General features: G+C 65.4%; 16 protein-coding genes. 9 read left to right on the top strand and 7 right to left on the bottom strand.

Translation table 11 applies throughout. The annotated features are described in order from the left end of the window. Positions 1-134: 134 nt before the first annotated feature. Positions 135-803, top strand: a complete 669-nt coding sequence (locus tag ASE83_RS05950) for a hypothetical protein (RefSeq protein WP_055785248.1) — start codon at positions 135-137, stop codon at positions 801-803. A 57-nt stretch (positions 804-860) separates the two neighbouring features. Here the strand turns inward: ASE83_RS05950 and ASE83_RS05945 are convergent, their stop codons facing one another. Next, a complete protein-coding gene (locus ASE83_RS05945; RefSeq protein WP_156352775.1) occupies positions 861-1,502 on the bottom strand; it encodes a hypothetical protein in 642 nt (213 codons plus the stop codon). Positions 1,503-1,641: 139 nt separating this feature from the next. Next, positions 1,642-4,158 (bottom strand): MobA/MobL family protein, encoded by a 2,517-nt coding sequence (locus tag ASE83_RS05940; RefSeq protein WP_082443144.1) that lies wholly within the window; start codon positions 4,156-4,158, stop codon positions 1,642-1,644. Positions 4,159-4,471: 313 nt separating this feature from the next. On the opposite strand from ASE83_RS05940, the gene ASE83_RS05930 reads away from it, so the two are divergent. The 4 genes from ASE83_RS05930 (at position 4,472) to ASE83_RS19060 (ending at position 11,107) form a co-directional block, all read left to right on the top strand. Beyond that, the gene (locus tag ASE83_RS05930) at positions 4,472-8,740 is read left to right on the top strand and encodes a DEAD/DEAH box helicase (RefSeq protein WP_082462726.1); all 4,269 of its coding nucleotides are present in this window, start codon (positions 4,472-4,474) and stop codon (positions 8,738-8,740) included. Continuing rightward, complete coding sequence (locus ASE83_RS19100) at positions 8,737-8,907, top strand: type ISP restriction/modification enzyme (RefSeq protein WP_162236644.1); 171 nt, start codon at positions 8,737-8,739, stop codon at positions 8,905-8,907. Before ASE83_RS05930 ends, ASE83_RS19100 begins: the two co-directional genes overlap by 4 nt. 11 nt (positions 8,908-8,918) lie before the next feature. Then, positions 8,919-9,644, top strand: a complete 726-nt coding sequence (locus ASE83_RS05925) for a type ISP restriction/modification enzyme (RefSeq protein WP_156352772.1) — start codon at positions 8,919-8,921, stop codon at positions 9,642-9,644. 353 nt (positions 9,645-9,997) lie between these two features. After that, entirely contained in the window at positions 9,998-11,107 is a 1,110-nt protein-coding gene (locus tag ASE83_RS19060; protein ID WP_055785240.1) for an ABC transporter ATP-binding protein, read from the top strand. Here the strand turns inward: ASE83_RS19060 and ASE83_RS05915 are convergent. From ASE83_RS05915 to ASE83_RS05905, 3 genes are read right to left on the bottom strand one after another with little or no spacing between them, the layout of a single operon-like run. Next, a complete protein-coding gene (locus ASE83_RS05915) occupies positions 11,068-11,919 on the bottom strand; it encodes a carbohydrate ABC transporter permease (protein WP_055785237.1) in 852 nt (283 codons plus the stop codon). The genes ASE83_RS19060 and ASE83_RS05915 overlap by 40 nt on opposite strands. Further along, positions 11,910-12,791, bottom strand: coding sequence for a carbohydrate ABC transporter permease (locus ASE83_RS05910; RefSeq protein WP_055785234.1), 882 nt, complete (start codon positions 12,789-12,791; stop codon positions 11,910-11,912). The genes ASE83_RS05915 and ASE83_RS05910 overlap by 10 nt, the downstream gene beginning before the upstream one ends. Further along, positions 12,788-14,149 carry an extracellular solute-binding protein gene (locus tag ASE83_RS05905; protein ID WP_162236592.1) on the bottom strand — a complete coding sequence of 454 codons (1,362 nt, stop codon included), beginning with the start codon at positions 14,147-14,149 and terminating at the stop codon, positions 12,788-12,790. The genes ASE83_RS05910 and ASE83_RS05905 overlap by 4 nt, the downstream gene beginning before the upstream one ends. Before the next feature lie 72 nt (positions 14,150-14,221). Here ASE83_RS05905 and ASE83_RS05900 point away from each other — a divergent pair, with 72 nt between their 5' ends. Further along, positions 14,222-17,116, top strand: coding sequence for a TonB-dependent receptor plug domain-containing protein (locus ASE83_RS05900; RefSeq protein WP_082443142.1), 2,895 nt, complete (start codon positions 14,222-14,224; stop codon positions 17,114-17,116). Positions 17,117-17,154: 38 nt separating this feature from the next. Further along, positions 17,155-17,898, top strand: coding sequence for a glycosyltransferase family 2 protein (locus tag ASE83_RS05895; RefSeq protein ID WP_055785228.1), 744 nt, complete (start codon positions 17,155-17,157; stop codon positions 17,896-17,898). A gap of 190 nt (positions 17,899-18,088) precedes the next feature. Here ASE83_RS05895 and ASE83_RS05890 read toward each other — a convergent pair whose 3' ends face one another. After that, positions 18,089-20,176, bottom strand: coding sequence for a M3 family metallopeptidase (locus ASE83_RS05890; protein ID WP_235513097.1), 2,088 nt, complete (start codon positions 20,174-20,176; stop codon positions 18,089-18,091). A gap of 83 nt (positions 20,177-20,259) precedes the next feature. Continuing rightward, positions 20,260-21,495 carry a GTP-binding protein gene (locus ASE83_RS05885; RefSeq protein ID WP_055785222.1) on the bottom strand — a complete coding sequence of 412 codons (1,236 nt, stop codon included), beginning with the start codon at positions 21,493-21,495 and terminating at the stop codon, positions 20,260-20,262. 54 nt (positions 21,496-21,549) lie between these two features. On the opposite strand from ASE83_RS05885, the gene ASE83_RS05880 reads away from it, so the two are divergent. Both ASE83_RS05880 and ASE83_RS05875 read left to right on the top strand, forming a co-directional pair. Further along, entirely contained in the window at positions 21,550-21,957 is a 408-nt protein-coding gene (locus ASE83_RS05880; RefSeq protein WP_235513095.1) for a MerC domain-containing protein, read from the top strand. A gap of 147 nt (positions 21,958-22,104) precedes the next feature. Further along, positions 22,105-23,193: an AI-2E family transporter gene (locus tag ASE83_RS05875; RefSeq protein ID WP_055785216.1), complete on the top strand. Its 1,089-nt coding sequence runs from the start codon at positions 22,105-22,107 to the stop codon at positions 23,191-23,193. Positions 23,194-23,217: the final 24 nt, after the last annotated feature.

The following is a 23,217-nucleotide window of genomic DNA, read 5'->3' as shown; positions in this document are numbered from 1 at the left end:
CCCGCGCCTTCCGGGCGCGCTCGCCACCCACGCGGATCGCTGCCGACCAATAGAACGACCACCGACATCGGGCCTGCCACGCCGGGATACTTCCCGGCGAACGACGACGCACGTCCCACACCCAAGGATAGATCATGATGACCAGAATCACCGCCACCGCCGCGCTGGCGTTGCTCGCCGCTTGCGGGTCGGCGTCCGTCGCCGAACAGGATGCCAGCGCCCAGACCAGAGTTGCTGCCAAGCCGCTGACCATCGCGGGCATGCGGATCGGCATGCTGGCGTCCGAGGTGCAGGCCGCACTCGCCCGCGATGGTTGGAAGGTCGAGACCTTCCCCGGCCATGACTGGGCGACCGCCGTCGAGGAGCAGAAGCGCCAGCAACGCGGTGCCTCCTCGTTCGACCTGCCGCGCACCGGTATAGCCACGATCCAGGCGGGCAAGGGTGATGAGGCGCTCATCGTCGAGTTCCGGCCGGTGCCGTCGGGCGCCGAGGTCAAGGTGGTCAAATACGAGGCACCGATGGCGGGTCGCACGGGCGCGCACCTCCGGGCGCAGCTGACACAGCGCTATGGCGCACCGACCCATGCCGCTTCACCGCAGCTTCCCCTCGATCTGACCTGGTGCAGCGCGGGCGAGCCCTGCCGGTCGGCGTACGGAGCCGCCAAGCCGGCGCTGCGGGCCCAGGAAGACGTCTACCACAAGGCCAGGCTGATCCTGATGGCAGGCGGCGACACGGAACGCGCCTGGCAGGCACAGCTGCAACGCGCTGCTGGCGGCGGGGCGTCGGCCAAGTCGTCGTTCTGACGCCACTATCACGCAGGGATGGCAGACGGGGCGGCGCCAGCCGCCCCGCCGATACGGTCATGCCGCAGCGGCGATCCGCTCCCAACCGGCGCGAAACGCTGCCCACTCTTCCGCCCACAGGCCGTGCGCGGTGTCGGTCAGATCCTCATGCTCGGCGAGCCAGCCGCTCGGGGTGTGCTGGCGGGCAAGGATGCAGATATGTGCGTGGGGCAAGGCCCTGCTCAGTTCATCACCCGGCGTATGCAACGCGACCACGCTGGTCAGCCGGCGCCCTCGTGCCAGATGGATCGTGGCGTAGGTCGTCGCCATATCGAGCAGGTCGTGTGCGGGCATGTCCTCGTCACCGCGCACGGTGATGACCGCCGCCAGCAGACGCTGGTGCGGGCGCGTCGCCGCGTCGTAATCGTCGAGCAGCCGGGTAAGCACGGTGTCGGCGACGCCGCGCGCCAGCACAACCCGGTGGTCGCGCGCGGTTACCGGCATGCCGCAGACCGTCGTCGGCGTCCCGCCCGCCGGTTTAATCGGCGCGAGCTTCGCGCCGACCAGCGCCGCGACGCTGTTCGCCTTCTGCTTGGCGCGGGGACGCAGCAGCGCGAAGCCGACACCGTCACAGCCCGGCTCGCGGACATCGAACAGCGTGTCCATCACTTGCGCCGGGCTCTGCCACGTCGTCGTCACAGCCGTCTTCTTGATCTTCATCGAGGTATTTCCGTCTTCAAGCGGCGCGGGGCTGCTCGCGCGTCGCCAGGTCATTTTTCACCATCATGGTGCAGCCAACAGGCGGTCATCCTTTCTCCTTCACGCCAGCTAATGATCGCTGCTGGCTGGAAGCCCTTCCTCAACGTCCGTGGCCGCGAGGATCTGGCCACGGGAGGGGCGGGTCGTCATCGGGGCCCTTGCTGCGGATGGTGGGCGGCGGCCCTTTCGGCTTGTCCCGTCGTACGGGCGAGTGCTGCTCGTGCCGGCGACGTTTCTCCCCCCGCTCCGACTCCGGTCCGGGGCGGCGATGTGTTTCACTAGGACGGCCGGCATCGACCTTGGTCGCGGCGGATTGATCCTGTGGCCGTAGATCGAGCGGCCGGGCATCGCGCCGATCGGCAGAAGCGGGATCTACGCGTCGCGGTTGCGACCGGGTCTGCGGCGCAGGAGCTGCGGTGGCAACGTCGACTGGCCTCGGCTCCGCGGACTGTCGATCGCGGCGTGCTGCATCGGCACGCTGCTGCGCGGCCTGCTTGTCGCGCTCGCGCCGGGCGTCGGTCACGGCCTGCTCTGCCCGCCGCACCTGCTCGTCGCGCAGCCAGTTCTGAAATTCCTCCTCGCCGCCGAACTGGCGCATCAGCCGGTCGATCGCCATCGGCACGCCCGGTGTGAGGCGCACCGTGTCTTCGGCAAAGACCAGCCGCTCCTCATCGCGCCCGTGACGCCCCAGCCACCGCCGCAGACGCCCGCGAACCTGCTCCTCATAATTGGAATGCGGCAGCGACCCGCCAGGTGCCGGTCGCGTCGAGACATAGGTGATCGTCGAGTCACGCGATGCGTTCCCGCCGATCGCCGCCGCTACCTCGTCCCAAGCGGCGCGGACATGCGCCGCGATCCGGGCGATCCGTTTGCGCTCAAGCGCACGTTCATTGTCCGAGGGCGAATGACGCGCCACCCAGGCGAGATGCGCCCGCGCCGCCGCCAGCAGCGCATCGTCATCGGAGCGCGGCTTCAACCGGCGGCCGGGCTCCGGCATCAGCGTCGCGATCACCGCCTCTGCACGGGACCGCGCGGCCGCCACCACGACGTCGGCCACTTCCATGTCGAGCCGACGCTGGATCAGCCGGCGGGACACGCGCTCATACCGTCGAGCCGCGGCAAGCGCGTCGGCGTTGCCTCCGACCGCGGGGACGATCAGCGCCATGTCCCTTGCCAGCACAGTCTTCGCCGTTTCCGCCTTCGTCTCGCAGGCGACAAGTTCGTCGTTCACGATCCGCTGCGCGTTGCGGCTACCTACTTCCGTCGCCTGTCCGCGCCGCTCATGTGCCATCGCGCGATTGCCCATGTGCTCGAGCGGGGTCAGCTCAATGCCGTTTTCCTTATAGGTACCGTGAAGATAGCGCTCCTCGCCCATGACCCCGTTGACGATGTCGATGAACCGCCCGCGCATAAGCTTCGCCGTATCGATCTTGGCGCGCCGTCCGCTCGAGTCGGGCTCCGCCCGATAGCTGACCTTCTTTTGCCGATAGGGGCGCGTGACCTTGCCGTTCCTGCGCACGACGACCTCGAAGTCCCAGACCCCATGCTCCTCCAGCCACTGCGCCGGGCGATCGTAGGCATCGACATGGATGTGGACATTGCGCTTGTCGCCGTGCGGATCGGGCTGGTGGATCACCCCCACCGCCATCCAGCCGTCCGTCGCGAGCATCTGCACGGCCGCGCGCAGAATCTGGCCATGCTGCTGGGGCGTGGCATCGATGGGAAGCTCCTGCACGAACCGATAGTGACTGCGTCCGGTGCGCCCCTGCTGCCATTCCGGTGCCGGAAACGAGGGATGCCGATCGCACCAGGTCAGCCGCTCGAACGCCTCTTCGGGCGTGACGTCGGCGACGACAACCTGCCGGTCCTCGAAGGGGCGCCCCCTGGCGGCCGCCTCGGCTTCGCCTTCACGGCGCGCGACCTTCAATCTGGCGCTCATGTCGCGCAGCCATGCCGGGCTGCTCGCGAACCCCGCCACCCGGTCATAGACCGCGACGTTGGCGGTCGAGGCGGTCAGGTGGTGGACCCTAGGCTCGCGTTCGCACCGCTCCGCCGCGACGAACAAAGACCGCTGGCGCTCGGGGCTGCCGGGGATGTTCGAGACGATGGCACGGGCATTCATCCCGGCCCGGATCACCTGCTCGTCGATCATGTCGATGACGAGTTCCTCGGCCAGATCCGCGACCGCATGATCGCGCTGGATATAGTCAAGGTGGCTGACGATCGTGACCTTCGCGCCGTCCCGCAGATAGTCGAAATGCTTTTCCGCCCTGCCCTTTGCCTTGGAGCGGTGGTGAACCTTTCCGCCCTTGCTCGTCGGCACATGACTTTTGCCGATCGGCTTCATATCGAAGTGCGGCACCCGCCCGCCCCCGCTCTGCCGGGCTTGCCGTCTGAGCGGACTGGGCTGGTGGAAATCGACGCCGACGACTCTGGCGAGCGCCTCCGCCCTGCCCCGGCCCCCTGGTCGTCTGCCATCGACCTCCACCTGCCGGTTTCGTCCACGACGATACGACGCGCCCACCAGGTCTCGGTCCGCCTGCGCCCGACGCGCCAACAACGCCCGCACATGGTGCGAGAAGACGGGCTGTTCGTCAGGCAGGCCAGGACCGGTCATGCCTTACAGTGTCCGGCATGAACCCGACACCGGCAAGTGCCCCCCTACCCTCAACCGCCTTCCGGAAGCCGCCTGCGGCTGGAGGACACCGCGCTCGACCGCTAAAATCGAGCGCGCGCATTGGCGAATTGGCGGCATTTCCGCCAATTTGCGTTGTTGCGCCTGAAATTTCCTCCTCCTCAGTCACAATGAACCCGATTTCCTCAATCCCCGTTAGAGGCCTGGTCTTGCCAGCTTATCGGCGCGAGCAATCCCTGACATCTGGGGCCATCGCCGCTATGTCGGTCATGTTGGATTTGGCGGGGAAGTTTGTGTGGCCAGTGCGATTCGTAATTTGCTCGAACGATATCGGACCGGGGCCAAGAGCCAGCGCGAAAAAGGAACCTATTTTGAGCGGCTCTGTACCGAGTTTCTTAAACATGATCCCGAGCTGGCCCAGCAGTATGAAGATGCCTGGACATTCCGCGACTGGGCGGAGGCAAGGGGTTGGAAGCAGACCGATACGGGCGTCGATCTGGTTGCGAAGCTACGCAACGAGGACGGCTTCTGTGCCGTTCAGTGCAAATTTTACCACGCCGACTACCACGTTCAGAAGTCAGATATCGACTCGTTCTTCACCGCCAGTGGCAAGGCTCCTTTCACCCGCCGCCTGATCATCGACACCACCGAAGCGGCATGGAGCAAGAACGCCGAAGATGCGCTCGACGGCCAGAGCATCGCGACCACCCGCATCAGCATGGACCGACTGGAGCAGAGCCCGATCGACTGGCAGGCGTATCTCGCCGAAGATCGGATCGTTCTTGCTCCGAAGAAGGAGGTTCGGCCCCATCAGCGTGATGCCCTCGCCGCGGCACGCCACGGGCTCGCGTCGGCGGATCGCGGCAAGCTCATCATGGCGTGCGGCACCGGCAAAACCTTCACCGGCCTCAAGATCGCGGAAGACCTCGCTGGCCCCGGTAAATTCGTCCTGTTCCTCGTACCGTCGCTGGCGCTGATGAGCCAGACGGTGCGGGAGTGGTCGCTCGATAGCACCACTCCGTTACGCGCCTTTGCGGTCTGCTCCGACGCACAGGTCGGCAAGCGGAACCGAGGCAGCGACGACATTGGCGATATTGATGTCCATGATCTCGCGCATCCGGCCACGACCGATCCTGCCAAACTGGCCGCCAAGGCGAAGGTCCCTACCCCGGATGAGATGACCGTGGTGTTCTCCACCTACCAGTCAATCCAGGTCATCTCGAATGCTCAGAAACAGCACGGCTTTCCTGAGTTCGATCTCATCATTTGCGACGAAGCTCATCGCACCACCGGCGCGACTCTGGATGGCGAGGATGAGAGCAATTTTGTCCGCATCCACAATCAGGATTTCATTGCCGGCCGGAAGCGCCTCTACATGACCGCGACGCCGCGGATCTTCGGCGACGCGGTGCGATCAAAGGCGAAGGAAGTTTCCGCCGAGCTCTGCTCGATGGACGACCCTGCCCTCTATGGCGACACGCTGTTCCAGCGGGGCTTCGGCTGGGCGGTCCAGAACGACTTGCTCACCGATTACAAGGTGATCGTGCTGGCGGTTGACGAGGCGATGGTCAGCACCAGCATCCAGAACCGCCTCAAGGACGCCGACAATGAGCTCAAGCTTGACGACGCAACCAAGATCGTCGGCTGCTACAAGGCGCTGACCAAGGCCGACTTTGGCGGGGACGTCGCGAACGACACAAGCCATATGGGTCGAGCGTTGGCTTTCTGTCGCGACATCGCCTCCTCCAAGCTGGTGCGCGACGAATTCGCCGCCGTGGTGGACGAATATCTTGCCTCTGTGGCGAACGATGACGACGACGCCCTCCGATGTGAGGTTCATCATGTCGATGGCACCTTTAATGCCAAGACGCGCACCCGCGAACTCGAATGGCTCAAGGCCGAGCACGAGGATCACAGCTGCCGTATCCTATCCAACGCCCGATGCCTGAGCGAGGGTGTCGACGTCCCCGCCCTCGACGCGATCATGTTTCTCCACCCTCGCAAGTCGCAGATCGATGTTGTCCAGTCGGTCGGTCGGGTCATGCGCCGCGCGCCCGGCAAGAAGATGGGCTATGTGATTCTGCCGGTTGGCATCCCTGCTGGCGTCGCGCCGGAGGAAGCGCTCAACAACAACGAGAAGTATAAAGTTGTCTGGCAGATCCTGAACGCGCTGCGGGCGCATGACGAGCGGTTTGATGCAACCATCAACAAGATGGATCTTGGCGTCGATGTCAGCGACCAGATCGAAGTTATCGCGGTATCGAACAAGCTGCCGATCAAATCTGCCAAGGGTGCAAAGCCGCTTGGGCTTGGCGATGGCGGCGGCTCGACCGCCGATGACGATCGCGACGGCAGCAGTGCGGCCGCCGATGGAAAGGGCGATCAGCTTTCCTTCACGCTCGACGAATTCACCTCGGCGATCCGCGCCAAGATCGTGAAGAAGTGCGGCAGGCGAGACTATTGGGAAGACTGGGCAGGCGACATCGCCAAGATTGCCCAAACCCATATCACCCGCATCACGGCCATCGTTCAGCAACAGGGATCGTCAGGGCGCGCTGCATTCGAGCGCTTCCTTGCCGAGATCAGGGACGATCTGAACGAAGGCATCAGCGAGGCGGATGCTATTGAGATGCTGGCACAGCATCTCATTACCCGGCCGGTGTTCGAGGCGCTGTTCGAAGGCTATAGCTTCACCAAAAACAATCCTGTGTCCATGGCGATGGAGGAAGTGCTTACCGCCCTTCACGAGCAGAATCTCGGCAAGGAAGCCATGGCGCTCGAGCGCTTCTATGCCAGCGTCCGGATGCGCGCGACGGGGATCAACAACGCGGCTGGGAAGCAGAAGATCGTCGTCGAGCTATACGACAAATTCTTCCGCAACGCCTTCCCGCGGATGACCGAACGGCTGGGTATCGTCTATACGCCGGTAGAGGTGGTGGATTTCATCATCCACTCGGTGAACGACGTGCTTCAGTCCGAGTTCGGTCAGACGCTCGGCAGCCCGGGTGTCCACATCGTCGATCCCTTTACCGGAACGGGCACCTTCATCACGCGCCTGCTCCAGTCAGGGCTGATTGCGCCGGAGGAACTGGCTCACAAATACGCGCACGAAATCCACGCGAACGAGATCGTGCTACTCGCCTACTACATCGCCGCGATCAACATCGAGGCGGTCTACCACACGATGTCCGGCGGCGACTACCGGCCGTTCGAGGGCATCTGCCTGACCGACACCTTCCAGCTTTACGAGCAGGAGCGTGATCTGATCAGCAGCCTGATGGCGGACAACAGCAATCGCCGCACCCGCCAGAAGGCGCTTGATATTCGTGTCATCATGGGCAATCCGCCCTATTCAGTCGGTCAGGGCAGCGCGAACGACAATGCCGCGAATCTGTCCTATCCGCGACTGGATCGCCGCATCCGCGAAACCTACGCGGCGGCGTCGAAGGCGACCAATAAGAATGCGCTTTACGACAGCTACATCCGCGCCATTCGTTGGGCGAGCGACCGCATCGGCGATGCCGGCGTCGTCGCCTATGTATCGAACGCGGGCTGGCTAGATGCGAATACGGCTGACGGACTCCGCCAGTGCTTGGCGAACGAATTCGCCAGCATCTATGTGTTCCACCTACGTGGCAATCAGCGGACCTCAGGCGAGCGGTCCCGCCGCGAGGGTGGCAAGATTTTCGGCTCCGGCAGCCGCACGCCTGTTGCGATCACGCTGCTCGTGAAGAACCCGGACGCGGTCGAACAAGGGCGCATTCACTTCCACGATATCGGCGATTATTTTAGCCGAGAGGAGAAGCTGGCGGCCGTTTCCCGCTTTGGTAGCGTTGGTGGGATCGGGAAGGCAGATGGTTGGACGGCGATCACGCCTGATAGGCATGGAGACTGGTTGAGCCAACGCGATAGTGGTTTCGACGTTTTCATGCCCCTCGGCGATAAGGGCACCAAGGGCAACGCAACGCTTTTTGAGAGCTACTCTAGTGGCCTGAAAAGCCAGAGAGACGTTTGGTGCTTTAATGCTAGTCGCGAAGCGGTTGCACAAAATATGCGAGCGATGATCGGCTTCTATAACGGGGAATTGGATCGCTTTAACTTGTCAAACCCCGAATTCGATCGCAAAGAACGAGACGCCGCATTCGACAAGTTCATTGACACAAATCCGAAAAAGATAAGCTGGTCCGCGGCATTAAAAGTCGATTTTGCAAGGAATAATCGACTTGATTTTGATCATACCGCTTTGACACAAAGCCTTTATCGACCATTCACCCGGCAGTGGCTGTATTATAGCAGGACCGTTAACGAACGGGTCTACCAGATGCCGCGCATCTTCCCCTTGGCCGTGGCCGAAGCGGGTAATCGCGTCATTATGGTAAAGCAGCGCCAGCACGACGGCAGCCAGTTTGCTTTGATGACCGATCATATTCCGGAGTTGCAGACCGACGGCGGCACGCAATGCTTCCCGGAATATCTTTATGAGACGGACGCAAGTGTGACGGCGAAGGCGAGCGAGCGAGCGAGCGAGCGAGCGAGCGAGCGAGCGAGAATTTTCTTCAACTGACCGAGTGTCAAGAGAAAAATTTGGTAATTTGCGTGTCGGGCGGGGGACAGAAGGTTCCGTTTACCGCACTGATGACCAACGCTCTGCCCAGCCTGCACATGGCGGACATCGACGGGAGTCAGTGCTTTCCGATGTTTCTCTACGAAACCGTGGAGGAAATGGCATGAAGGCGGGAGCCATGGGCGACCTGTTCGCCGAAGACGCCGCACCGAAGACCCTGATCGTAACCCGCCGAGAAGCGATTACGGATACGGGGCTCGCCCATTTCCGGTCAGCCTATCCTGGCGAGGCGATTAGCAAGCGCGACCTATTTTATTATATTTACGGCCTGCTCCATTCGGAGGACTATCGCACTCGCTTTGCCGATAATCTCGCAAAGGAATTGCCCCGTATCCCCCGGGTCCGGTCCGCCGCCGATTTCTGGGCCTTCTCCAACGCCGGACGCGCTCTGGCGGGATATCACGTCAATTACGAGCAGGTCGACCCGTACCCAGTCGTCTTCACGCGCGGCGACACATCGCTCGTCCCGCCGCCCGACCCGGAAAGCTTCTATCGCGTCGAGCAGATGCGGTTCGCGGGCAAGCGACCAAATCTCGATAAAACGTCCGTGATCTACAACGCCAACATCACCATCGCTGACATTCCGCTCGACGCCCACGACTATGTGGTCAACGGTAAGTCCGCGCTGGAATGGGTGATGGAGCGTCAGTGCGTAAAGGTCGACAAGGCCAGCGGCATTATCAACGACGCGAACCGCTACGCGATCGAGACGGTCGGCGACCCGGCCTATCCGCTGCTGCTGTTCCAGCGCATGATCACGGTGAGCTTGGAGACGATGAAGATCGTCCGCGCCCTTCCGACTCTCGACATACTGCCGATAAACCCCGGCGAAGGCACCGCCTAGGATTTGTATATTATGGCTTGACGGCTTGCCCATGGCAGGTTGAAATGATGCCACACATGGATACAGCCCGTGTGTCCAAACCGATGGGCAAGCAACCCGCGAAAACCGCAGAAATACGTGCTTTTCACGCTGGATCAACGCCTCTCGTAGGGGTCACCAGGCGGTGGAAATCAGCCATTATCCGCGTGTTGCCTGAGGGCAGTTGCCCCGCCAGCGGAATGACGTCTCTCCTGATCGCCCCCACCCGGCCCGTGGCGTACGCGTACTGGACCCATCACCAGAATCCGCTACCCGTTCCAGCAAGATAGGCCAGCGACATGCTGTCCGGTCGTGATGACGGACAAGGATCGGGAATGGCGAACGTCGAACTGACCGGACTGATGAAGCGGTTCGGCGATACCGCCGTGGTGCAGCCGGCGACGCTCACCATCGCCGATGGCGAGTTCGTCGTGCTGGTCGGTCCGTCGGGCTGTGGCAAATCGACATTGCTGCGGATGATCGCCGGATTGGAAGCGCCGAGCGCCGGCACCGTCGCGATCGGCGGACGCGACGTAACGCACGCGCCGCCCGCCGAACGCGGCGTGGCGATGGTGTTCCAGTCCTACGCGCTCTACCCGCACCTGAGCGTCGCCGACAACATCGCCTTTCCGCTGAAGGTCGCGCGACTGCCCAAGGCGGAGATCGCCGCGCGTGTGCGGGAGGCGGCGGCGATGCTCGACCTGAGCGACCTGCTGGCGCGCAAGCCCCGCGCGCTGTCGGGCGGGCAGCGGCAGCGCGTGTCGATCGCCCGTGCGATCGTGCGCCGCCCGCAGGTGCTGCTGCTCGACGAGCCGCTGTCGAACCTCGACACGGCGCTGCGCGCGCGGATGCGGCATGAATTCGCGCGGCTGCACCAGCAGTTGGGCATGACGATGATCTACGTGACGCACGACCAGCTGGAGGCGATGACCCTCGCCAACCGGATCGTCGTGATGCACGGCGGCCGGATCGAACAGGTCGGCGCGCCGCTGGACGTCTATCGCCACCCGGCCAGCCTGGCAGTGGCGGCGGCGATCGGATCGCCCGGCATGAACCTGTTGCCCGCGACCATCATCGCCGACGGCCCGGAGGGCGCGACGGTACGGACTGGCGACGGCAGCATGGTGAAGACGGTGGCACTGGTGCCCAAGGATGCGATTGGCGCGACGGTCACGCTGGGGGTCCGGCCCGAACACCTCCTGCCGGACCCGGACGGACCGTTCGGCGGCGCGGTCGAGCTGTTCGAGCGTCTGGGGCCGCTGTCGTTCGCGCATCTCGGCCGGCGGGGCGAAGCGGGGGCGATCGTCGCACAACTGCCCGGCGACCGCGCGGTGACGCTGGGCGAGGTGCTGCAATTCGCCGTGCCCGCCGCCGACACCCATCTGTTCGCGCCCGACGGCCGCGCCTATCCCTTGACCCCGCCGCCCAGCAGCCCGGTCAGATAGAAGCGCTGGAGCAGCAGGAACAGCAATAGCACCGGCATCGTCGTCACCACCGACGCCGCCATCATCAATTCGCCGTCGGCGGCATGTTCCCGCGCGATCGCTGCGACCGCGACCGGCAAGGTGTAGCGATGCTGGTCGGCCAGCACGATCAACGGCCACAGGAAATCGTTCCAGCTACCCAGGAACAGGAACAACGCCAGCGTGATGACGATCGGGGTGAGCAACGGCAGCACGATCGACACGAAAATGCGCCCCTCGCCCGCCCCGTCCATCCGCGCCGCATCGATCAGTTCGTCGGGGACCGCCAGCATCGCCTGCCGCACGAACAACACGCCGAAGATGCCGGCCAGCCCCGGCAGGATCACCCCGGCATAGCTGTTGACCAGCCCAAGCTGTCGAAAGATCAGGAACAGCGGCAGCATCGCGACCTGCCCCGGCACGACCAATGCCGCGATCAGGAGTTTGAGCACCCGCTCACGCCCGCGAAACCGCAGCTTGGCCAGCGCATAGCCGGCGGGCACCGTCAGCAGCAGCCCGAGCAGCGTCGACAGCGCGGCGACGCCGATGCTGTTCCTGAGCGCGGGCAGGATGCGGTAATCGAACCACGCCCCGTCGATCTGCCGCCGCACCAACAGCTCGTGATAGTTTTCGAGGGTCCAGCGCGACGGCCAGAGCGGGATCGGCAGCGTGCCCGATTCCCCGCGCGGCATGAACGATACGATGACCATATAGGCGAGCGGCGCGAGCGTCAGAAGGCCGAGCGCCACGACCAGCATATTGGCGACGATCGCGCGGCGGCATCTTACAGCCATTCGTTTCGCCTGGCGATGCGCGTCTGGAGAAGGGTGACGGCAAGGATCATGAGGAACAGCACCAGCGCCACTGCGCTCGCCTGTCCCAGATTCCACCATTTGAAGCCTTCGTCGAACATGAAATACAGGATCGTCGTCGTGCTCTGCGCCGGCCCGCCCAGCGTCATGACATAGGGTTCGGCGAAGATCTGGAGGAAGCTGGCGACGCTCATCACCCCGGCCAGCACCAGCGTCGGGCCGATCGCCGGCAGCGTCACGTGGCGGAACCGCGTCCACCGCCCCGCCCCGTCCAGCCGTGCCGCCTCCATCAGATCCTGCGGCACCGCCGCCAGCGCCGCGGTGAACACGACCATGTTGTAGCCGAAGATCTTCCACGTCACGAAGATCAGGATCGCCGGGATCGACGTGTCGGGATCGCCCAGCCAGTCGACACCGGGCAGCCCGACCACGCCCAGCGCCTGGTTGATAAGGCCGAAACGGGTGTTGAACAGGAACCGCCACACCACCGCCGTCGCGACGACGCTGGTCACGAACGGCGCGAACAGCACCACCCGCCACAACGGCTTCCACCGCACCGTCGCATCGTTGAGCAGCAATGCGGCGAACAGCGACGCACCGATCGCCATCGGCACCCCCAACAGCGCGAACAACAGCGTGTTGCCGATCGCCCGCCAGAACAACGGCGTCGCGAACAGCGTTGTGAAATTGGCGATGCCGGTGAAGTGCAGGTTGCCCGGATCGGCCAGCGCGTAGATCGAGTAATCGGTGAATGCCATCGCCATCGCGAGCAGCGTCGGCAACACGAACACCGCGACGATGATCGTCAGCACCGGGGCGGTGAAGCACCACGCGGCCCGCGCCTCGCGCGTCATGCGATTCGTCCCGCATCGACCAGCGCGCGGCGCTGCGCCAGCAGCCGATCGACCCGTTCGTCGAGCGCGGTCAGTGCTTCGTCGATCGTCTGAAGCCCCCGCACCACCCGTTCGGCGGCCAGTTGCACCTCGCTCTGGATGCGTTCCCATTCCACCGCCGGGGGGATCGGCGCGGGCTGGGCCATCTGTTCGCGGAACGCCGCCAGCACCGGCTGCGCCAGTTGCGGGGAGTCCCACGCATCCAGCCGCGCCGGCAGGTTGCCGATCATCCGCTGGAACTTCAGCTCGCTGGCGCGCGATGTCATGTGCCGCACCAGCGCCCATGCCGCCTGCGGCCGGTCGCAGGCCGTCGTCACGCACAGGCTGGCGCTGTCGCCCGATACCGGTCCCGGTCCGGTCGGCCCGGCCAGCCGCGCGGTGCCCCAGCGCTCCGCCGGTATCTCCGCCGCTCGCCGTCGCAGGTCGAGTAACGTTGTCGGGCTGCTCGGCCAGATCGCAAAATAGCCTTGCGCGAACGCCGCCACCGGGTCCTGCACCTCGGTCGACAACGCGCGCGGCGCCAGCCCTTCGGCGAACAACTGCGCATAGAAGGCAAAGGCGTGGCGAACGGGGTCGGAGCGGAAATTGCCGCGCGTGGCACGGTCGCGCAGCATCGTCGCCCCGGCCTGCGTCATCATCGTCAGCAGCGCGGTCGGCCAGTTGAGCAGCATCAGGAACACATAGTCGTCCGGTCGCCGCCGCTTGATCGCGCGCGCCATCGTGAGCCACCCCGCCCAGTCGAGCGGCGGCGTGGCATAGCCCGCGTCGCGCACGATATCGCGGCGATAATATTGCACCTGCGGCGCGACCGACCATGGCACCGCATAGTCGACGCCGCCGATCCGCAACGCGTCGCGGATGCCGGGGAAGATGCCGGCGGTCAGCGCCGGGATGGGCACCGGCGCCACTGCCCCGATCATGGCGAACTCCCGAATCCAACCGTTGAACAGCATCAGCACGTCGGGCAGCGCGTTGCCGGCGTGCGCGGTCAGCAGCTTTTCATGGGCGGCGGTCGTCGGCAGCGACTGGACATCGACCGGAATGCCGGTCGCCGCAGTGAAATCGGGCATGAGGTGCGGCGAATAATCGCCCTCATAGCTCATCGCCCATACCCTGAGCGGTGCGACGCCCGCCGTGCGCCCGCACGCGCCCAGCGCCATCGCCGGGACCATTCCCAGCACCGCGCGGCGCGTCGGTCCGCGATGATCCGTTCCCTGCACCATCTGACCGTGCCGGATCGGCGTCGCCCGCGCCAGCGGCGATCCCGCCCCAAGTCTCGAAAAGGTCAGGAAAAATGGTCCGCCGCGTACGGTTGCCAATCGCACACCCATGCGTTGTGGCGGCTTGGGAGATCGTTCGACGGGGATCGCGCGGCCCCGGGGGACCTTGTCATGACAATTATTACGCGCCGCCACCTCCTGTCCGGGGTGGCGTTCCTTGTCGCCACCACGGCGCAGGCCCAGACGGTCCCCGCGCCCGAACCGGCCACCGAACAGTCCGCCGAACCCGACGATGGCGAGATCGTCGTCACCGGATCGCGCATCTCCCGCCCCGATTACGCCGCACCCAATCCGGTGGTTTCGTTCGGCGCCGAGGAACTGCGCCAGTCGGGCACGACCAACGTCACCACCTTCCTGCAACGCGTGCCGGCGCTCACCAATTCGCTCGACAGCACCCGCACCGCCGGGCGCAGCCAGGGCGACGGGGCGCTGGGGCAGGTCGGGCTGAACCTGCTCGACCTGCGCGGCCTCGGCCCCAACCGGACGCTGGTGCTGGTCAACGGGCGGCGGCACGTTGCCGGCCAGTCGGATACCGCCGCGGTCGACATCAACGCGATCCCGACCGACCTGATCGAGCGTGTCGACGTGCTGACCGGCGCGGCGTCTGCGATCTATGGCGCCGATGGCGTGTCGGGCGTGGTCAATTTCGTCCTGCGCCGCGATTTCGACGGGGTGGCGGCACGGGTGCAGGCGGGCATCTCGGAGCGCGGCGACGCCGGCAACCGCTTCGCCTCGATCATCGCCGGGCGCAATTTCTCCGGCGGGCGCGGCAACCTGACGCTGGCCTATGAATATAATGCCGACGATCCGCTGGCGAACGACGACCGCGACTATCTGGCGCTCGGCCAACGGCAATATTTCGTCAACACCGACGATTTCGACCCGACCCGATCCGGCACCTACAAGGTCGCTCCGGCACGCGACCTGCGCTACCCCTATGGTTCGAACCAGGGATATGTCGTGATCGGCGACCAGGTATTTCGCGGTGATGGCACGCGCTACACCTCCGGCCGCATCCTGCTTAACGACGGCTATTCGATTGGTGGCGACGATACGCCCGTCGCGGGCTATATCGGCGACATCCTGCCGCGTACCGAACGCCATGCGGTCAATGCGCTGGCCCGCTTCGATGTCTCCGACGCGTTCAAGCTGTCGGCCGAGGCGAAGTTCGTCCAGAGCGAGGTGACGAGCTTCAGCGGCTATGGCGGCAATTATCCCGCGACCATCGCGCTCGACAATCCGTTCATCCCCCTGTCGATCCTGACCGCCGCGCGCGCCGCCGGCCTGACCTCGGTCGATGTCAGCCGCAACAATTTCGACATTCCCCGCCGGGGCGAAACCGATCGTCGCCGGACGTGGCGCGGCGTGGTCGACGTCAGCGGGCGCATCTCCGACCATGCCGGTTACGACGTGTCCTACACCTATGGCCGCACCGACGTGCGCGCGACCAAGCGCAACGACCGGCTGAACGACCGCTTCCTCGACGCGCTGGACGCGGTGCGCGACGGCAGCGGGCAGATCGTGTGCCGCTCCGCCACGGCACGCGCCGCCGGCTGCGTGCCGGTCAACACCTTTGGCGGCAACACCGTCGACGGGCGCTCGTTCGACTATTATCTGTTCGATCCGGTCAGCACCGCGCGGATCGAACAGCATGTCGTCAATGCCGCGCTGACCGGCGATTTCGGCCAGTTCTTCGCACTGCCCGGCGGCCCGGTCGCCTTTGCCGCGGGCGGCGAATATCGCAGGGAATCGAGCCGTTTCCGCCCGGCGCAGCAACTGCTCGACAACGCCTTCTACCAATATGACGAATATATCATCCCCACGCCGTCACGCGGCAGCTTCGACGTGTGGGAAGCGTTCGGCGAGCTGAACGCCCCGCTGCTGAAGGGCGTGCCGTTCGCCCACCTGCTGTCGGTCGGCGCGGCGGGGCGGCTGTCGGACTATTCGACGATCGGCACGACGCGGGCGTGGCAGTTCAACGCGATCTACGCGCCGATCGCCGCAATCAGCGTGCGCGGCTCCTATGGCCGGTCGGTCCGTGCGCCAAATATCGGCGAAATCTTCCGCCCGCAGACCGGCACCAGCAACTTCTTCTCCGACCCCTGCTACCTTGCCAACCGCACCCTCGGCACGTCGTTCCGCGCCGCCAACTGTCAGACGCTCATCACCGCAGCGGGCGGCAATCCGGCGACCTTCACCGCCGCGAACAATCCCAATGCGACGATCTTCATTCCCGGCACGCAGGAGGGCAACCGCAACCTGCGCCCCGAAGTCGCCAGAACGTGGACCGCAGGCATCGTACTGCGCCCCGATTTCGTGCCCGGCCTGTCGATCGCGCTCGACTGGTATGACATCGACCTGACCGATGCGATCAACACCCCCGGCGCCAACACCATCGCCGAACTGTGCGTCGACCAACCGAACCTCGACAACGCCTATTGCGGGGCAATCGGCCGCGCGACCGGCAGCGGCTTCATCAACGGCTTCACCGTGCAGCCGCAGAATGTCGCGTCGTTCCGTACCGCCGGGGCCGAACTCAACATCGCCTATCGCTTCACCACCGCGAACATTGGCAGCTTCGACCTGCGGCTGGTCGGCGGCTATCTCGACCGGCTGGAACAGATTGCGACGCCGGGCGCGGTGACCGAGAACAATGTCGATCAGCCGTTCCGCCCACGCTACACGCTCGCCTTCTCACCCAGCTGGGAGATCGAGGCGCTGACGCTCAGCTATAATCTGCGCTGGCAGAACGGCGTCCGGCGCTTTTCGCGTTTCGACACCGACAGCACGCCCAACTTCGTCGATCCGCGCTATTTCCGGTACAAGGAATTGTGGAGCCACGATGTGCAGGCGCAGGTGCGGGTCAACGATCGCTTCGCCTTCTATGGCGGCGTCAACAACCTGACCGACCAGCGTCCGGATATCGGGTTCGAGACCAACGTGCCGATCTCGCCGATCGGGCGCTATGTCTATGCCGGCGCGCGCATGGGCCTGGGTACGCGCTGACGCTTGCTCCACGGGGCGTCAGGCCGCAAAGGGCGGGGATGCAGCATGTCCCCGCCCGCTTCGCGTCGTACGACGTCGTCATCCCGTGCCACAACCGCGCGCATGTCGTCGCCGACGCGGTCGAAAGCGTGCTCGCGCAGGTCCATGCGCCCGGCAAGGTGATCGTGGTCGACGACGGATCGAGCGATGCCAGCCCGACGGTGATCCGCGCGCTCGCCGCGACACACGACCGCGTGCAGGCGGTGATCCTGCCGCGCAACGTCGGTGCATCGCAGGCCCGCAACAGCGGCGTCGCGCTGGCAACGGCCGAATGGGTCGCGTTCCTCGACAGCGACGACGTCTGGCTGCCCGGCGCGGCGCAAACGCTACTGGCCCCCGCCGCAACCGCCGGCCACGACATCGTCGTCGGCCATTTCGCGCGGATCGAGGGCGATGCCCCGCCGACCGCGCCCGAATGCGGTTGGGACGGCGGCTGCATCGCTGCGGGGCTGATGAGCGGCGGCGTCATCGGGCCGAGCTGGTCGGTAGTGCGCCGAAACCTGGTCGAGCGGGTGCACGGCTTCGACCCCAGCTTCCACAATTGCAACGACTGGGACTTCTACACCCGCGCTGCCGCCGCCGGGGCGCGCTTTACCCGGCTGGACACCTGCGTCGCCCATTACCGCACGGTGGCGGGCAGCCGGCTGGTCAACGACACCGCGATCGGCGAACGCAACGGGCGCCGCGTGCTGGCCCATGCCTATTTCGACGCCTATCGCGCGCCAGAGGCGATCAGCGCCTGACGGCCGCCGTCCCGTTGGCATCGTTCGGATCGCCCAAGGCAAAGCACGGTTTCTCAATAGGTTCATCAGCAGCAACGCGCGGCTGGATGCCCGCCATGCCGTTACCACGAGGCGCTCCGTCGTGCCCGCACCCTTGCAAAGGCAGGGATGCGGGCACGCTACGATCGGAACTGAGTCGGGCAGACCCGCTTCAGGTCAGCCCGCGATTGCGCAACAGCGCCGTCGCATCGGGCATCCGCTCGCGAAACGCGACATAGCTTGCCGCCGGATCACGCGAATTGCCGCGCGAAAGCACCTCGTCGCGCAGCTTCTTCGCCAACGCCGGGTTGAAGACGTCGCCCGATTCCTCGAACGCCGCGAACCCGTCAGCGTCAAGCACTTCGGCCCAGGTATAGGCATAATAGCCCGCCGAATATCCGCCGTCGAAGATGTGGCTGAAGTGCGGCAGGCGATGCCGCATTCCGACCGCGTGCGGCACGCCCAGATCGGCGAGTTGCGCCTTTTCCCACCGCAGCGCGTCGAAATCGGTGGGCAGCGTGCCCAGCGAATGCAACCGCATGTCGAGGATCGCCGACGACAATTGCTGCACGGTCAGATAGCCCTGATTGAAGGTCCGCGCCTCCAGCAGCGACTTGAGCATCGGCTCCGGCATCGGCTCACCGGCGGCATTGCGGGCATGGGCGCGCAGGATCGTCGGATCGCTGGCCCAATGCTCATGGACCTGCGACGGGAATTCGACGAAATCGCGCGTGACCGACGTACCCGACAGGCTGGGATAGCGGACCGTGCTGAACAGGCCGTGCAGCCCGTGGCCGAATTCGTGGAACAGCGTTTCGGCATCGTCGAGGCTGATGAGCGCGCGCTCGCTCGGCGCCGGGGGCGTGTAGTTGCAATTGTTGACGACGATCGCCTGGTGCCCCAGCAGCGTGTTCTGGTCGCGCAAAGAATTCATCCACGCGCCGGGTCGCTTGGTCGGCCGTGCGAACCAGTCGGCATAGAACAGCCCGATCGGCGCGCCATCGGCTTCGCGCACCTCCCACACCTTCACGCCATCGGCATAGACCGGCACATCGGGACGGGCGACGAACTGGATGCCGTACAACCGCCTGGTCGTGTCCATCAGCGCGGCGACCATGCCGTCGAGCGGAAAATACTGCTTCACTGCCCCTTCATCGAGGCTGTAGCGGCGCTGGCGTTCCTTTTCGGCGTAGAAGCGCCAGTCCCATGGCTCGATCCGCGTCACGCCGTCGGCGGCGGCGAGCTTGAGCAACGCTGCTTCCTCTTCCCGCGCGCGGGTGAGCGCCGGGCGATAGACGCGCATCAGCAGGTCGGTCGCGGCCTCCGGCGTCCTGGCCATCGCATCCTGCAGCACGAAGGCGGCGTGGCTCGGTGCCCCCATCAGCTTCGCGCGCTCGATCCGCAGTTCGACCAGCCGGCGGATGATCGCGGAGGTATCGTTCCCGTTCGCATTCGCGCCGCGATTGTCGAACGCCGCGAACACCTTCTGCCGCGCCACCCGATCGGTCGCGACGGTCAGGAACGGCTCGACCGCCGAACGGGTGGCGGGGACCAGATAGCCGGTCCTGCCCGCCGCCCTGGCCGCCGTCGCCGCCGTCGATTTCTGATCGGCGGGCAGCCCGGCCACCTCCGCCTCGGTCAGCAGCACGCTGCTCGCCTTCTGGTCGGCCAGCAGCTTCTGCCCGAACTGGACGCCCAGCTTCGCCATCTCCTCGTTGATCGCGGCGACGCGGGCGCGGGCCGCCGGAGGCAGCGCGGCGCCGGCGCGGACGTAGCGCTTGTGCGTTTCCTCCAGCAACCGCAGCTGTTCGGGATCAAGGCCAAGCGAGGCGCGGTCCTTGTACAGCCGGTCGACCCGCGCGAACATCGCGGGGTCGAGCGAAGTCTCGTTCGAGAAGCGGGTCAGTTCGGGGACCACCGCTTCCTCGATCGCCTGGATTTCCGGTGTCGCATCGGCGGACGACACGTTGAAGAAGGCCGCCGACACCCGCGCCAATTGCTGCCCCGACCGCTCCATCGCATCGATCGTGTTGACGAAGGTCGGTGCGGAGCGCGCGACGGTCATCGCCCGGAAATCGGCGCGTGCCGCCTTCAGCGCGGCATCGAACGCCGGGCGATACTGTGCCGGTCGGATCGCGCGGTAGGGCGGAATGCCGTGGATCCAGTCACCGAGCAGGGGGTTGTCCGGTTCGGCGGCGCGCAGCGGCGTATGGAGCAAGGGCAGCATGGCAGCGGATACTAGCAGGGTGCGGCGGTGCATGAACGTCCTTCGTCTGGTTGGATCAATGCGTTGGATGCGATCTTCGTGGTACGCCGTCGATGAACGCAATCCGAAGGGGCCGATCACTCTGCCGCGATCGCCTGCGGATCGCCCCAGGCCGGGAACGGATCGCGCATCCCGACCCATAGCGCGGGAGTCAGGGCAGCGGCCGGGACCAGGCACGCGTCGAGCCGCCGGCGGATACGGGCTTCGTCCATGCCGATGCCGATGAACACCAATTCCTGACGCCGATCGCCCCAGATCACGTCCCAATGCTTCGCGACGAACTCCTCGAACCGGCCATCGTCCGGCCAGTGATGCTTGGGGATCGACCCCCACCACCGCCCCATCCGCGCGGTCGTCGTCTGGCTGCCGGCCACCGCCAGTTCCCCCACCCAGTCGGGCCGGGTCGCGAGCCAGAAATGCCCCTTTGCCCGCACCACATGGTCGAGGCCGCCATCGGTCAGAAAGGCGTGGAACTTTGCCGGGTCGAACGGCCGGCGGGCGCGATAGACGAAGCTCTCGATGCCATATTCCTCCGTTTCCGGCTGATGATGGGCATAGCCGTAGAGTTCCTTGGCCCAGAGCGGGTGACGGGCCGCCTTCTCCTCGTCGAACAGCCCGGTGGCGAGGATTTGGCCGAGGGCGACCCGGCCATGATCCGCGTTCACGATCACCGCGTCCGCGTTCAGGCTGGCGATCAGCTTGCGGACGGTAGCGAGATGCTCGGCCGAGACCGACGACGCCTTGTTGACCACCACCACATCGGCGAACTCGATCTGTTCGACCAGCAGCCCGACCAGACTGCGCGTATCGTCCTCGCCCAGCGTCTCGCCGCGGTCGGCAAGAAAATCCTGGCTGGAATAATCGGCCAGCAGGTGCATGGCATCGACGACCGTCACCATCGTGTCGAGCCGCGCGACATCGCCCAGCGACACGCCGTTCTCGTCCCGGAACGAAAAGGTCGTGGCGACGGGCAGCGGTTCGGAGATGCCGGTGCTCTCGATCACCAGATAGTCGAACCGTCCCGCCTCGACCAGGGTGCGCACCTCGGCCAGCAGGTCGTCGCGCAGCGTGCAGCAGATGCAGCCATTGGTCATTTCGACCAACGCCTCCTCCGACCGCGACAATGCCGCCTCGCCACCCCGCACCAGATCGGCGTCGATATTCACTTCGGACATGTCGTTGACGATGACCGCCACCCGCCGCCCCTCGCGGTTACCCAGTATGTGGTTGAGCAACGTGGTCTTCCCCGCGCCCAGAAATCCGGACAGCACCGTGACCGGCAGGCGATGATCGGCGGAAATGGGGGTTGCCATCGGAAGACTCCATTATGATATGATACACTATATCATAGAAGGTTGATCGTTCCGATGTCCAGTCCCGCGCCCGCCGTTCCCGAATCCCCGCCGCGCCGGCAGCGGATGCTCGACGGTGTCGCCGTTACCGCGTCGGTATTGTGCCTGGTCCACTGCCTCGCACTGCCGCTGGCGCTGATCGCGGTGCCGGTGCTGGCGACGATGCTGGCGGTGCCGGAGGCGTTCCACGTCATCGCTTTCGCCTTCGCGGTGCCGACCAGCATTCTGGCGATGGCATCGGGCTATCGACGCCATGCACTGCGTCGTCCGGCGGCGCTGGCCGGGGTGGGGCTGACGCTGCTCGGTCTGGGGGCGTTCGGCGTCGATACCGAAACGGTAGAGCGGATCGTGACGTCGATCGGGGCGGTGATCCTCGCCACCGCGCATATTCTCAACTGGCGGGCGTTGCCGACGTGCGCATAGGCGAGGGATCGTCGCGCGCCTTCACTTGCCAGGATTTCGGACTTTCGACACGGCGGCAGGGAGCATAGAGCCGACCGAGGCGTTCCGCCCCCGCAACGAAACTGTCCGGCTGCAGCGCCGGCATTACCGAAACCGAGGCTGTACAGCATGGCAATCGTCCGTCAGCGCGTCGAATCCGGCGGGTTCCTGATCTTTCTCGCGCTCGTCACCATCGCGCTTACCTTCGTCGTGTCCAGCTTCATCGGCGCGCTGCTGTGGGCGGCGCTGGCGGCGTTGCTGTTCCAGCCCCTGTTCCAGCGCCTGCTGCGCCGGTGGCCGGGCCAGCGCAATCTGGTGGCGGCGCTGACCATGCTCATCATCACCGTCGCCGTCGTCATTCCCGCGCTGATCGTCGTCAGCATGGTCATCGACCAGGCGGCGGGCGTCTATGGCCAGTTGCGCACGGGGCAGATCAATTTCGCCACCTATTTCGAACAGGTCCACGGCGCCCTGCCCGCCAAGCTCCAGCGGGCGATCGACAGCGCGGGCTTTGGCAGTTTCGAACGCGCCCAGTTGAAGATTTCGCAGGCGGCCAGTGCCAGCGCCAGCGTCCTTGCCCGCAGCGCGCTGTCGATCGGCGCCAATGCCGCCGCGTTCCTGCTGGCGTTCGGCGTCGGACTATATGTCACCTATTTCCTGCTGCGCGATGGTGACCGGATCGGACCGGCGATCGTTCGCGCGCTGCCCCTCGAACCGGCGGTCGCTCAGCGGCTGGCCGACAAGTTCGTTGCAGTCGTCCGCGCCACGATCAAGGGATCGGGCGTCGTCGCGCTGGTGCAGGGCGCGCTGGGGGCGATCACCTTCTGGATCGTCGGCCTGCCGGCCGCCCTGCTGTGGGGGCTGGTGATGGCGATCGTCGCGCTGCTGCCGGCGGTCGGTCCGGCGCTTATCTGGACCCCGGTCGCCATCTATCTGCTGGCGACCGGTGCGATCTGGCAGGGGGTCGTCGTCATCCTGTCAGGCGTGCTGGTCATCGGCCTTGCCGACAATATCCTGCGGCCGGTGCTGGTCGGGCGGGATACCGGCCTGCCCGACTGGCTGGTGCTGGTAACAACGCTGGGCGGCATCGACCTGCTGGGCCTCAGCGGCATCGTCGTCGGCCCGGTTGCCGGGGCGCTGTTCCTGACCGGGTGGCAGGTGCTGACCGAACAGCGGCGGCTGCGGACGCCCCCGGAACCCGACGCCGAAGACCAATAAAGTGTAATCCGACAAATGACTTGA

The sequence above is a fragment of the Sphingomonas sp. Leaf32 genome (genome assembly GCF_001421765.1).
Lineage (GTDB): Bacteria > Pseudomonadota > Alphaproteobacteria > Sphingomonadales > Sphingomonadaceae > Sphingomonas.
Note: the sequence above shows the minus strand (reverse complement) of the source record. Positions and strands in the feature narration are given on the sequence as shown.

What these genes read in the sequence shown, in the direction of transcription:
- ASE83_RS05900 (WP_082443142.1), top strand. Translation starts at nt 14,222, where the DNA reads ATGACAATTATTACGCGCCGCCACCTCCTGTCCGGGGTGGCGTTCCTT.
- ASE83_RS05925 (WP_156352772.1), top strand. Translation starts at nt 8,919, where the DNA reads ATGGGCGACCTGTTCGCCGAAGACGCCGCACCGAAGACCCTGATCGTA.
- ASE83_RS05950 (WP_055785248.1), top strand. Translation starts at nt 135, where the DNA reads ATGATGACCAGAATCACCGCCACCGCCGCGCTGGCGTTGCTCGCCGCT.
- ASE83_RS05940 (WP_082443144.1), bottom strand. Translation starts at nt 4,158, where the DNA reads ATGACCGGTCCTGGCCTGCCTGACGAACAGCCCGTCTTCTCGCACCAT.
- ASE83_RS05875 (WP_055785216.1), top strand. Translation starts at nt 22,105, where the DNA reads ATGGCAATCGTCCGTCAGCGCGTCGAATCCGGCGGGTTCCTGATCTTT.
- ASE83_RS05915 (WP_055785237.1), bottom strand. Translation starts at nt 11,919, where the DNA reads ATGGCTGTAAGATGCCGCCGCGCGATCGTCGCCAATATGCTGGTCGTG.
- ASE83_RS05910 (WP_055785234.1), bottom strand. Translation starts at nt 12,791, where the DNA reads ATGACGCGCGAGGCGCGGGCCGCGTGGTGCTTCACCGCCCCGGTGCTG.
- ASE83_RS05880 (WP_235513095.1), top strand. Translation starts at nt 21,550, where the DNA reads ATGTCCAGTCCCGCGCCCGCCGTTCCCGAATCCCCGCCGCGCCGGCAG.
- ASE83_RS19060 (WP_055785240.1), top strand. Translation starts at nt 9,998, where the DNA reads ATGGCGAACGTCGAACTGACCGGACTGATGAAGCGGTTCGGCGATACC.
- ASE83_RS05895 (WP_055785228.1), top strand. Translation starts at nt 17,155, where the DNA reads ATGCAGCATGTCCCCGCCCGCTTCGCGTCGTACGACGTCGTCATCCCG.
- ASE83_RS05945 (WP_156352775.1), bottom strand. Translation starts at nt 1,502, where the DNA reads ATGAAGATCAAGAAGACGGCTGTGACGACGACGTGGCAGAGCCCGGCG.
- ASE83_RS05890 (WP_235513097.1), bottom strand. Translation starts at nt 20,176, where the DNA reads ATGCACCGCCGCACCCTGCTAGTATCCGCTGCCATGCTGCCCTTGCTC.
- ASE83_RS05885 (WP_055785222.1), bottom strand. Translation starts at nt 21,495, where the DNA reads ATGGCAACCCCCATTTCCGCCGATCATCGCCTGCCGGTCACGGTGCTG.